Below are 12,077 nucleotides of genomic sequence, written 5' to 3'. Positions count from 1 at the left end.
CCGCTCGGTAACATCATCGTGCATTTGGGGCGATGGTGAGCTGACAGGGACCGCCACTCCACAATATAAGATAGCGCCATGCCTAATATTCTCAATACCGACCCGAAGACGCACTGGTCGGACTTTATCGTCAGTCGTTTTCTGCGCCTTGCCGCTAGCGGCTTGGTGCCTGCATCATTGTTTCAAAAGCCGCTGCCAAGTAAGGCCCAGAGAGCCGCCCGCACTGGTAGCCTGAATATCGAAATTGTCAGCCACTGTTGGCAGTATTCCCACTTCCTTATTTACCAATTGAGCTCATTAGTGCTTTTTCCGCCGACAAAAGCCACAGTGACCATGACAGTGTATTACAACAGCGAAGATACTCGCACGGTCACAGTTCTCAATTTTTTTGCTAAACAGCAGGTCGCAGGTGTGAGGTGGAATTGGTGCGAGCAGCCGAAAGAGTCCCTGTTTCGTCGTGCCATTGGTCGTAACCGGGCGGCGTTGGCGACCAAGGCTGACTGGATCTGGTTTACCGATTGTGACCTGATGTTTCGCAAGCACTGTATAGATCAGCTGGCAGAGCTGCTGCAGGGGCGTAGTGACAGCTTGGTTTTTCCTCTGCGGGAGCGTATCACTTCGCTGCTGGAGGACGACGATCCTATGTTGAATTTCGATCCCCAGGATCTGCGGGTCATCGATATAAACGATACCATGTTTGTCGAGCAGACCCGCGACCGTGCTACCGGCCCGCTGCAGATTGCCCACGGTGATACCAGTCGCGCCGGAGGTTATTGCAATAGCTTGGCTTACTATCAAAAGCCCGCCGCGAGCTGGTGCAAAGCCCACGAAGACAGGGCCTTCCGTTGGCTGCTGGGTACTCAGGGCGAGCCTTTGGATATTCCTGGGGTGTATCGTATTCGTCACATTAGCAAAGGCCGCTACACTGGCAGCAAGCTGAATACTCGGTTTCGCAGCAGTGTGCGCAAGGCGACGGATAAGCACTAAGCATCCTGTCCCTTTTGGTTAATTGGCTAGGGCTTTAGTAAGTGGAAAGACCGAATGCATTTTGTATTCGGTCTTTTTTGTTAGGGCTTGCGAAAGCTGAATGTTCAAGAGAGCTTAGCGCACATGAGTTCTTCTATTTCCGTTACGGTGCGCCCTAGGGCGCCGCTATTCCGCGATGCGACTTGCTGCGCGTTGTCGCCAGCGGCGACACGTTGTTCCTTATTGTTTAGCCAAGCAGCGACTTTATCGGCTAGCTGCTGCGGTGTTTCAGCTACCACTAGACCGCCGGATTCTTGTATTAAGCTGGATACGGTGCTGAAATTGTGTAAGTGAGGGCCGCACACAACGGGTATCCCCCAAGCTGCTGGCTCGATCATATTATGTCCGCCAACAGGGACTAGGCTCCCCCCTACAAAAGCCACGTCACAGGCGCCGTAAAAACACAGCAGTTCGCCCAAGGTGTCCCCTAGTAATACCTGATCGTCGATATTGGGGGCAATGCCGTCGCTACGGCGCACCGTATTCAGGCCTCGGCCTCTACATAGACGTGCAATACTGTCGGCGCGCACAGGGTGCCGCGGTACTAAAACCAGTAAGAGGTCTGGGAAGTCCTTGCGCAAAATGTCGTAGGCATCCAATAGCAGCTCATCTTCTCCGCCGTGGGTACTGGCGGCCAACAAAACCTGCCGGTGACTTTCGCCGCGCCACTGATGGGAAAGCGCCTCTGCGTCGCTGATCATGTCGGCGTTGATATGCAGGTCAAACTTGATACTGCCGACAGCTTTAATGCGTTCTATGGGCATTCCGAGGTCGACAAAGCGTTCGGCATCCGTCGGATATTGGGTGAGCACCCGCGTAATGTGCCCCAGCATTTTTCGGCTCAAGCCAGAAAAGCGGGCATAGCCACGGGCTGACTTGGCGCTCAGGCGACCGTTAACTAAGATTGTGGGTATTTTGCACTTATGGCAGACCGCGAGTAGATTTGGCCACAACTCAGTTTCCATAATGATTAAAATACTTGGGCGTAGGTCCTCAATAAACGGCGACAGAAATTCAGGTAGATCGAAGGGAATGTAGTAGTGTAAAAGACGCTCATTGAGAATTGGCCCAAGGGCTTCATGCACACGCTGGGAGCCGGTAGGCGTGGTGGTAGTTACCAACCACTGCCATTGCGGATGACGCGCAGCCAAGGTTTTGATGAGCGGAATAGTGGCCAGTGTTTCGCCAACCGATGCTGAGTGAATCCAGATTCTTGTTGTTGCGTCATGAGCGCCTTCCTGTGGATCTTGGGGCGAGATTACTGATCCAAAGCGCTCGCGCCAGCGTTCGCGATACGCAATATCTGATCGCCCCCGCCACCAGAGATAAAAAAGCATTAGTGGCAGGGCGAGGCGAAATAACCAAGTGTACAAATCGTGCATTAATTCAATACCAGCTTAATATTTGATTGTGGCCGGAGAGATCCTTTTAGTAAGCCCATAAAAATAAGTTGGCATCAAAGATGACTGTTATTCTAAGCCGCCAATTCTAACAGGAGGTAGGAAATATAAATATGCTATCTGCTTCAATCCAGAAAAAAGCTGGCTGAGCATTTGGAATATGTCCACAAAAACTGTATTTGAGTGGAAGGGGGTATAATATACAAAAATGTAAGACAGTTTGGGAGTTGGCTTTCGGATTGACCTCTGATAAATTTCAAATAACTACAGTCTCAAATGTAATTGAGATATACACAAAGAATGAGGGCTTGTCATTGGTTTATAGTCTTTCGGGTCTTTCTCCTTTCGCAGAAGGGGGGCGTCGGCAGTGTTATATACATCCAGAGTATGATGAGCGCTGTATTAAAGTACGCCGCCCAGATCGCCCGTTGGAGTACTTGCGTAGCCGCAGAAACTTCCCCAAGAGTATTATGCCGCTTGCGACTTTTGACGATAGTCGGAAGGAGTACCGTACAATGAAAGAGCTGGATAGCAAATTAGGAAATTTTTTATATAAACATGTTAATCACTGTTATGGCTTTGAGGAAACGGACCTGGGCGCGGGACTCGTCTGTGAGCTGATTACTGATGCAGATGGCCAGATATCGAGTTCCTTGAGAAACCATATCGAACATTTTGGTTACGATAACGCGTGCCAAGCTATAGTTGATGATTTTAGTCAATTTTGGCTGGAAGTCGCGATTCCCTATCGCGGTAATTTTAGATTAGAAAATCTAGTTGTTCAGAAAGATCGTAATGGAGAGCCTTGGCGACTCGTGGTCATTGACGATATTGGTTATTCCAGTAGTGTTCCTGCTTGGCTGCTGCCAAGGCGCCATTTTATGCGAAAGGCCGAGATGAAAGTGGATGTTCTTTATCAGCGTATTCAGGCACTTGTTTCGGAGTTGGTTTAATCTTTTTCACTAGACTCAAATTATAAGTCAAAGAGCTTATGATTTTTTTACCACGTCATAAATTTTTGCACTATTAGGTGTGCTTTTTAAACAGCAAATTTAGACGTTATGATAAGGTAGGGGATCTTGATTCGAGAGTCACTTTATCAGGACTTCTGATCGTTAGGATTTAATTGTTCAGATATTTGAGAACATAACAAGATACGCTTGCCTATATACCTTAGAATTAAATGTCAGCTGCCCCCTTACTTATTGGTTTTTGCCCTTGATTATTAGAATCCCTAAAATTATTAGCCCCCATAAAAATATTGCTTTCATTCGCTATGTGCGGCGTTCTAACTCGAGTGCTGCAAAACAGGTTCTGAATTTAAAGCAAGGTTCTCATGCTAAGACTCTGCTCTTTACAACGATAAATCGCACAGTTTCGTCGCATCCGGCGCTGTTTAATGATCTAAGCCCTCTTGAAATTCACTGGTCTGAACGGCATGTAGGAAACGCAGAATCTAAGCTGGTTTTTGAACATGGTTGGTTACCTAGATGTAGCTATCAAATGTCACCTTATGGTGCAAATGCACGCAGTCATGTGGTGTTCAATTCCGAAACTAGTTACATGAAGTTACTTGGTAGTGTTGAATTTGAAAAATGCAAATCAAGGGCTTTGAGGTTCGTTCAGTCAAGTAACTCTTTGGATATTCCAGAGTTAACGGATCAACCTTTTTGTCTTGTCCCTTTACAAGGGGGGGGGGACTTTAACTTAAAGTTTTCTGAGTCTGGTTTCGACTATATTTTTGGAGAAACAGGTGCAAATGATAAATTAGCATCTGCTTTGCTTGAACGAATCGAATTCGAAAATCCTGGCATAAAAATCATTGTTACTGAACATCCTGCAAAAAAATGCCGCTTAAGCAAACCTCTATCGCTACCGAAGCATACACATTTAATAAAAGCCACCGACAATATCCGTAGTATTGACTTAGCAGCACATAAAAATTGTGCTGGTATTGTCTCGGTCAACTCTAACCTTATGCATGAAGCAATGCTTAAGAATAAGCGAGTTTGTGCTTACGGTAGGCTTATGTATAACCAAAATGATAAACCAGTCTATTCAAATTTGGAGGGAATGCTAAACAATTTAGTTCCTGATTACGAATCCAAAATTAACAACTACCTTTCTATGTTATTCCTGAATCAGTGGGAGCTTACTGATTTTATGGATCCCGTTCTGCTTCATAGAATGTTTAGCGCTCCCACCTCCCTAACGCCATGGGAATTTAGAAATGAAATTACGTGACAAGTTAATACGCAGTGAGCTACAGATTTTTAGTATATTTATGTAAGACTTGCAATTAGTTGAGGCATTGATAAAACAGGTATGCAAAGATTTTTATAAATATCATCTAGTTTGGACGAGGTATCTTCATCTTGCGCTAAAGCAAATATAGGTATGTCTGGTCGCAACCATTTTGCAGTTAGCAGTACTGAGGACACATCGCCGACAATGGCGCATTCAGAGTTGAGTAAAGGCACTAATAACTCCATACCGACACTGTTGTCTAGCACTTGAAAACCGGGGAAGGTTTCGCTGAGTAGTTCAGGCTTGCTAATGCGGGGGTGGGGCTTAACCGCCATTTGATCAAGGGAATACTTGTTTTTAAGTTGCGTGGCTAGCTCGGCGTAACGATGGCGTTGTTTAATAAAATACGCTTCGTAGGGTAGCGTTAGCACTAAGCTTACACGATCAAGCATCTTTTGTTGCTCGTCATCTAGTGCTGCGATAATGCGGGCTATGCCTAAGAATTTCTCATCGCTGAAAGCGGTAATGTCGATGGGCAATAAGGTTTTTTCCTTCAAGAGCGGATGAACCAAATCAGGAAACGCCACGCAGGCTGCAGTAATCCAGGGCGACGTGCCTGTGGTTAAGGCATTTTTCCATAACTTCCCGTAGGTCATTTTTTTTAGTAATGGATCTATATAGCGGTGCTGAACAGAGTGCATGGATTTGTGACCAATGTAGGTGATGATGCCTTCATCCATGTAGTAAGCATCGGGATTTTGACCATGTGTTACTAGCCAATACATGGCAGATTGAAATTCAGGTCTGCGGTCGTTGCCGGTATAAATTGCGACTTCTTGTTGATCACCAAATAATTTTTGATAACTCGCAAACCAGGTTTTACGCACGGTAATATTGAGCTTACCGGTACGTTCAGCTAAGTATGCTACCTTGCCGAAAATCACTGGCGATTGCTCTGCAGCACCACCATATTTCTTTAAAAAAGTTTGCGACCCCGGCACCATAACCGCAATATTAAAGTCGTTTTGGTGTTGCAGAGCAATGCTGCTGGCCACGCAGAAATGCAAGGGAGAGGAAATAAAATAATAACGATGCATTAATTTCTCGGTCTATCAATCTAGCGGATACATGGATTCAACGTGTTGAGTCTCAGTTGCATACAACAACATGGTCAAACACTGCTTCAATTTGCGCTTTGGCCTCAATAATAAAGGATTTAACGCGTTCAGTGTAATCTGCATATTGCTTGGCCACTTATTGCAATTGAATTTTAATGTTGCCTGTATGTGAATTGTCGAATTTAAACAATTCTAGGAGGCAGGCCTGCCTCCTCAATCAAGGCTTCGCTTTAATGGGAGTTAGAAGAAACAAAAAGCATGGGGACTTGCTGTTGTATGGCAAAGCACAATGCGTGATAACGTGCCGCGCACACACCTCGATAAGCTGCCAGAGACTGTAGAAATTGCTCGCTATTGTTTGTTGCTTTAGCCACCACCTTATAACGCGGGGGAACATGGCTGCCAAAGTGTTCAAATAAATACGGGTATAGTGAAAATTTAAGTTGCCGCCCCCAATCTCTGCTGCCTCTGGAGAATTTCGGGCGCCGTGTGAGTAAGGTTCTAAAGTCGCATTCGGGGTCGCGTTGGCAAATTGTATATGCGGTTTCATCCCACTTCTTTAGAACGGAGTCGGTGATCAAATAGCGAGATTGCTGGCTGCCAGAATAATCAGGATAGTTGTAAAAGGTAAGGTCTGGAGCGTAAGCGGCATTGATGCCGATGGTCTCAAGCTGCGACTGACTGCGGCGATCACGGGTATAAACGGCGGATAAGCCCGACAATAATGGGTGCCAGCGTTCTGGGTCGTTGTCTTGCCATAGGGCATTCAGCAAAACAACGGGGCGTTGTTTGCGGAGTTGATTCATGACGTCAAACAAGCGCATGGCGTTGCGGCTATTGTGGTGTAGTGAACCTTCGCCATTGACCAATATTAAGTTCGACTCGCTAATCGCCTTGCTGTGCTTTTTAAGATGATGTACTTGAGCGCTAACGGGTAAAGAGCCGCTGCATTGCCAGCCGCGCCTTTCCATACCCAAGTGAAGATTTGCCATCACTCGCCAACCGCCGTGATGATTATCATAGCGGGTGTCGTTGACAACAAAATAGGTTTTTTTTGACACTTCTAGCTGCTCTTGTATGCGTAGTAGCAAGTCTACACAAAATCACTATTGAACTCGACGAGGTAAATTGCGTAAAGAGCTTGTTTAATGGCTTTTACAGTGCTCCTGCATTGCTATTTATGCTTGTTGAGAAACTCCAATACAACTTGGTTGAATTGTTGATTGCTGTCGCCTGCGATCATATGGGCTGCGCCGCTTACCTGCACGTACTCAGCGTGGGGGATTCGCTGTAAAAAGTCTGCCACGCCACTATCGTCAACAACATCGCTTTTTTCTCCACGCACCAGTAAGACGGGGACGCGGATATTGTCGGTGGCGATTTCGAGGGTGTTCTCGGGGTTGATCTGGTTGCTAGAGGCTAGGAATCGTGGGTCCCAGTGCCAGTAATAGCGGCCGTTGTCTCGCAGACGTAGGTTTTTGCTTAATCCGCTTAAATCTTTGCGGCGCTTGCGTTGCGGGGTATAAGCGGCGATGGCGTCCGCAGCTTCTTCTAAGCTTGCAAAGCCGTCGGGGTTGGCGGCCATAAAATCTTTTATATGGTCTGTGCCGACGGTGTTCACTTTGGGGACAATATCAACAAGCACTAAAGCGCGGGCGATATCGGTATCGGCGCTGCCAATGGCTAATAGGGAAGATAGACCGCCGAGTGAGGCACCGACGAGTATGGGCTTGTGGTCGAACATAGCGCAAAGCTTGATGATGTCGTCGGCAAAGGCGTCTAGGCGATAATTTCCGTCTTCAGCCCAATCGCTATGCCCGTGGCCGCGTAAGTCTACCGTGGCGGCAAAATATCCTGCTTTGGCAAGTACCTCTAGCGCTTCGCCCCAAGCGTGACGTGTTTGTCCACCACCATGAAAAAAGATAACTGCTTGATCGTTTGAATTTCCAGCAAAATCAATGGCTAGCTTCATGCCATTGTTAATTTGTAGTTTGATCATAGATAAATGCTCTGTCGCTAATCTGAAATACGCGTGGCATTGTACCGTTAAAAGACCAATATTTAAGGGCTTGATTAAAAGAGGGGCTTGGTTGCGCTGCTGCAGGCTGATTTTTGGGGCAGGAGTGTTGTGTTGTAAATATAAAAAAGGGGTGGCAAGCCACCCCAAAAAAACTCGGCTAGCGCTTGAGGTAACGCTGCGGAGCTGTGGGTCTAACTGTTTTGCACAAATTTATCGAAGCGAATGCGGCTGTTAAACATACCTTTTTGCTTCAAGACTTCTACAGCTGCATCTATCATTGGCGGTGGGCCGCATAGATAGCCCTCTGCTGCGCGCAATGATTCGGTATTTCGCGCGAGTACGTCGGTTATAAAGCCGCATTCACCATCCCAGTTATCGTCCGCAGCGGGTTCAGACAGCGCAGGAATAAATCTAAAGTCGGCTAGCTGGGCACCTAGGGCGGTGATTTCTTCAACAAAGTACAGGTCTTTAACGCCGCGTGCGCCATAGTAGAACGACACTTTGCGATCGGATTTCGCGGCGACTAATTGGCGTAACATAGACATGACTGGGGCCATGCCAGATCCGCCGGCAATGAGAATAATTTCTGCATTGGTTTCAGAAAGCTGGAACTGCCCGTATGGGCCGCGAAATATGACATCGTCACCGATTTTGGCGGTTTTTAAATACTCACTGAATTGGCCATTGGGTATGACTTTAACAACGAGTTCGGTCTCGCCCGAATCCGATGGCAGGTTCGCCATTGAGTAGCAGCGCCATAAATCATCTGCGCCGGGAACTTGAATTTCCAGGTATTGGCCGGGATGGAAGCCGTATTGATCACTACCAACTCCGCGCATGCTTAAATGCACGGTATCGTGGGTGACAAAGTTGATGCCAGAAATTTGTGCGTCGAATATCCGCACCGGATATTCTGGTGTTAGGTCTTCAAGTTTGTAGTCATCGTCTAGTGAGATGACAATATCTTCTTCTGGGTAGGCGCAGCAGAGCAGGGCGATACCTGCGTCTTGCTCCTCTTCAGATATCGCGCTGGCGTGGTCGTTGTAATCGACTTCGCCCTCGCTAAGCTGGTGCTTACAGCCGCCGCAACCGCCGTGTTTGCAGCCGTAGCGAAGCGATAATCCCGCTTTGAATGCGGCGTCGAGAATTGTTTCATCCTCGCCGCATTCAAATTCGACCCCAAAGGGTTCTAGAGAAATGGTATAGCTCACGTTTTATCTCCGTCCGTCACTCATTGCCTTATTTTAGAAATGCTGGCGGCGCAGGGCGTTCAACAATGTAGTTTGCTTTGCGGACGTCCTCTAGGGTCCACAGTCGCTTGGGCTCTAGTTCTGGCTGTGCCATCAGTGTTTTGCCGTCATCGCGAACAAAGCCGAGTTCTTGAATGACTTGCGACAGCTCTTTACCTTCGTACAAATCATAGAAGTTTTTAAAGCCCACATAATGATGGGGTTCTTCCACGAATATTTCTTGGCAACCGTCAGAGCAGAAGATATAAGTCTGGTCTTGAATCTTAAACGCGCGTTGCTTGCTAATATCTGGACGCGGAAAGATCGTTGGGCGCTGGCAGACCTGGCAGAAATTAGGTAAACCACCCATTTCCTTCAAGACTATTCGACCTTCCTCGGGGTCTTTACATTGACCATAAGCTTCCCAGAAGCCACCAAAATGCTCGTAAAAACCAGGGTATTTCTTCTCGAACCACTCAAAGTCGTCGTCGTTCAAACCGTCGTAGCGATGGAAGAAGGTTGGCCATGCACCGAAGATATAAATAGCGGCGGAGTGGGACATCCAATCTAAGTCGCTGATCATTTCGTCTAGGTGTGGTGGTGGCTTTATGCCGAATTTTTCCAGTTTTTGATAGAAGCCGCCGTAAAAGTCATCGAACACCCAGCGCATGGTCATTTCTTTGGCGGATTCGGTACGCTTTCTTACAAAGTAATCGCCAAATAACATATTCCCTAGGCCAAAGCTGCAGTGAATGCGCCAAGACCATTTATCCATTGCTTTTTGGATAAGCGGAATATTGCGGTCGTCTTGTAGTAATGACGACAGCGTGGACCAGCCGTTGGCCATGTGTCGGGCTTCGTCGGACTGAATAGTGAGCAGCGTAGAGGCGAGCATGTCGTCGCCGTGTGCTGAGGCATGGGAGGACAAGCCAACGAAGAATAGATTGGTATAGGCCGTCTCTACAAATACCTGCAAACCGATAGAGGTTTCTACAGGGTCGCTGGTAATTAAGTCTTCAACCATAGAGCGAAAAATACTGCTACCTACGCTACTCGCACCAGCTTTGGCGGCCACGTCGAAACCGACGGGGTCTTTCCATGAGCGCATATGGTGACGAATGACGTTCATCTCTAAATTGGAATGACGCATTTCGTCTAGCATCTGCATCATATAGCCTTGGCGCAACTCGACAGGTGCTACGGTTCTGGCCATACGCCCCATTGCGCGGGCGGCGGCGTATTCAACGCCAACAAGGTTGGATAAGCCGAACTTCATGCCTTCCATCCAGCGGCCGTCTGGCTCGCCGGTGTTTAAACGCGCAGAGGCTTCTAAAAGCGCGTAGTGGCGGTCGTCTTTTTCCTGTTCCTGCTCGCAGTATTCGCGAACAAAGGTTTTGAATGGATCGTTGGGCTTTGTTTCATGAATATGAAATTTAGTGGTCTCGACCGTTTTTTCCTCTGGGCTAATGTAGCTGGGTTCCCAGTCGATGGCTTTAACGCGGTCGTAAGCTTCGCTTATTTTCATTAGAATGCTCCTGTTCTGTTTGTTTAGCCGTTATCGCGGATTACAACGTTGTCGTCGTTAACTTCAATGAAACCTTTGTAGGTGGCTAGAATGGCGAGAAAATTAGAAACTGAATAAGAGTGACCCATGACTTCGGATATCTCAGCCATATCAAAAATGAGTTCTGGTTCTTGGGTTTCAATCGAGACATAAGCACCGCTATCTATCACATCGACGTGCTCATGAAGTTCTTCCATCAGATCGCAAATGATGCCGGACTGTTCACCACCCATGAGTTTGGCTGATACCGTGTGGTTTTCTTTTATAATACTCATGCTCCAGCCTCTAAAACTGTAGATAGTCCGATGTCTGCAATAAATTTATTGAAGTCGGTTTTAACATTACTTAGCGCAGCACTACCTTCCATATTGCACAAATCTAAAGTCGCAAAGAGTGGAGTGATGTCTTGGGCGGCTTGCTCTATTAGTGGCAGCCATTTCTCAAACCAGATTTTAATTACTGCGAGGTTGTGTTCAGGCTCCTGCTTGAGAAGTAATTCTACAAAGGCTTTGGTGCTGGCAGTGCTATTCTCACGGCAGGATTCTGCTGCCTGCGCAATGACTGAGGTGATAACGTCGCCATGACGTGGGGCGTTGCGCAGTACGAGTTCACGGCAAATAAGGCTTGAAACGAGCGGCTCTAGTAAGCAGTTCACTACAAGGTAAATTTCTCCCCAGTCACGGCAGGCCAATAAATACTCTGTTACACGACGTAAACCTTGCCATTCAGGCGCGTTCATCCACGTGTCTTTGGCGCGGGCATCGCTGAATCCTTCGATTTGCGACTCAAGCTCCATGCAGTACAGCGTAATATCTTGCGCGTGGCGGTCTTTTTCGACGCTTTGGAAAATCATAGGCTGTGCGACTACGTCTGATCCCGCTTCTCGTTGCGCTTGGCACAGGATGAGAAAAAGGCCGTATTCCGCAAAGCGGTAGGCAGCGTAGTGGGTTTATAAAAACTCAGTCCAAGATGCGTCAAAGGCGGCGCAGGTTTTTGCCCGCTTTGCACCCGCAATGGTTTGCTCGATGGAGCGGCCAATGTCAGCTTGGCGCTTAACGAAGGGGCGAAACCACTCAGCGTTGGGGTCGCGGTATTCCCACCAGTCGCTGGCCTTCAGTAAAGTGGCATCTTCACGCCAAGGTGGTTGACCATTTTTGTCTAGGTTAAACCAACCTGCGACGGCAAAATTTCGTGGATCCCACTGGGTGTGAAGGGTAATCTCTTCATACTGCGACGGTTTGCGCTTAGCGGGTTTAATGTAAACAAAACCGGTTTTTTTACTTGTGCGAACTCGTGCGCCGGATTCTGCACCCATTGTGTTCTCCTTGTTCTAATTAGTACCTAGCGGTAGCGCCGGGTTAAACTGAATTTTCTTTATTGATATGATTATCAATAAAGGATATAGATATTAATTTTTTTGTCAATATTAGAGTTGAATATTTAACTTTAGATGCGTAAGAGTGATTAAATTAA

10 protein-coding genes and 1 pseudogene are annotated in these 12,077 nt (G+C 47.2%); 3 read left to right on the top strand and 8 right to left on the bottom strand.

The genetic code is table 11. The annotated features are described in order from the left end of the window. Positions 1–78: 78 nt before the first annotated feature. Positions 79–987 (top strand): glycosyltransferase, encoded by a 909-nt coding sequence (locus GVJ32_RS07335; protein ID WP_159239412.1) that lies wholly within the window; start codon positions 79–81, stop codon positions 985–987. A 104-nt stretch (positions 988–1,091) separates the two neighbouring features. Here the strand turns inward: GVJ32_RS07335 and waaA are convergent, their stop codons facing one another. Continuing rightward, on the bottom strand, positions 1,092–2,408 hold the full coding sequence (gene waaA, locus GVJ32_RS07330) for a lipid IV(A) 3-deoxy-D-manno-octulosonic acid transferase (RefSeq protein ID WP_159239411.1): 1,317 nt from the start codon (positions 2,406–2,408) through the stop codon (positions 1,092–1,094). 197 nt (positions 2,409–2,605) lie between these two features. On the opposite strand from waaA, the gene GVJ32_RS07325 reads away from it, so the two are divergent. Together GVJ32_RS07325 and GVJ32_RS07320 are read left to right on the top strand one after the other, a co-directional pair. Further along, positions 2,606–3,379, top strand: coding sequence for a YrbL family protein (locus GVJ32_RS07325; RefSeq protein WP_353652898.1), 774 nt, complete (start codon positions 2,606–2,608; stop codon positions 3,377–3,379). 265 nt (positions 3,380–3,644) lie between these two features. Next, on the top strand, positions 3,645–4,670 hold the full coding sequence (locus GVJ32_RS07320; RefSeq protein ID WP_159239409.1) for a capsular polysaccharide export protein, LipB/KpsS family: 1,026 nt from the start codon (positions 3,645–3,647) through the stop codon (positions 4,668–4,670). A gap of 38 nt (positions 4,671–4,708) precedes the next feature. Here GVJ32_RS07320 and GVJ32_RS07315 read toward each other — a convergent pair whose 3' ends face one another. The 7 genes and pseudogenes from GVJ32_RS07315 to GVJ32_RS18335 all read right to left on the bottom strand — a co-directional run bounded on the left by GVJ32_RS07315 (position 4,709) and on the right by GVJ32_RS18335 (position 11,919). Continuing rightward, positions 4,709–5,770 carry a polysialyltransferase family glycosyltransferase gene (locus GVJ32_RS07315; protein ID WP_159239408.1) on the bottom strand — a complete coding sequence of 354 codons (1,062 nt, stop codon included), beginning with the start codon at positions 5,768–5,770 and terminating at the stop codon, positions 4,709–4,711. Between the two features lie 251 nt (positions 5,771–6,021). After that, positions 6,022–6,852, bottom strand: a complete 831-nt coding sequence (locus GVJ32_RS07310) for a polysaccharide pyruvyl transferase family protein (RefSeq protein ID WP_159239407.1) — start codon at positions 6,850–6,852, stop codon at positions 6,022–6,024. A gap of 113 nt (positions 6,853–6,965) precedes the next feature. Beyond that, positions 6,966–7,790 carry an alpha/beta fold hydrolase gene (locus tag GVJ32_RS07305; protein WP_159239406.1) on the bottom strand — a complete coding sequence of 275 codons (825 nt, stop codon included), beginning with the start codon at positions 7,788–7,790 and terminating at the stop codon, positions 6,966–6,968. 212 nt (positions 7,791–8,002) lie between these two features. Continuing rightward, the gene (locus GVJ32_RS07300; RefSeq protein ID WP_159239405.1) at positions 8,003–9,022 is read right to left on the bottom strand and encodes an FAD-binding oxidoreductase; all 1,020 of its coding nucleotides are present in this window, start codon (positions 9,020–9,022) and stop codon (positions 8,003–8,005) included. Positions 9,023–9,050: 28 nt separating this feature from the next. Further along, the gene (locus tag GVJ32_RS07295; protein ID WP_159239404.1) at positions 9,051–10,565 is read right to left on the bottom strand and encodes a hypothetical protein; all 1,515 of its coding nucleotides are present in this window, start codon (positions 10,563–10,565) and stop codon (positions 9,051–9,053) included. A 23-nt stretch (positions 10,566–10,588) separates the two neighbouring features. Next, entirely contained in the window at positions 10,589–10,879 is a 291-nt protein-coding gene (locus GVJ32_RS07290) for an MmoB/DmpM family protein (RefSeq protein WP_159239403.1), read from the bottom strand. Beyond that, positions 10,876–11,919 (bottom strand): annotated as a pseudogene (locus GVJ32_RS18335) (hypothetical protein). The gene GVJ32_RS07290 and the pseudogene GVJ32_RS18335 overlap by 4 nt, the downstream one beginning before the upstream one ends. Between the last annotated feature and the right edge of the window lie 158 nt (positions 11,920–12,077).

The organism is Zhongshania aliphaticivorans (assembly GCF_902705855.1).
GTDB lineage: Bacteria > Pseudomonadota > Gammaproteobacteria > Pseudomonadales > Spongiibacteraceae > Spongiibacter > Spongiibacter aliphaticivorans_B.
The sequence above is the reverse complement of the archived record's forward strand: the minus strand, read 5'-3'. Positions and strand labels throughout refer to the sequence as shown.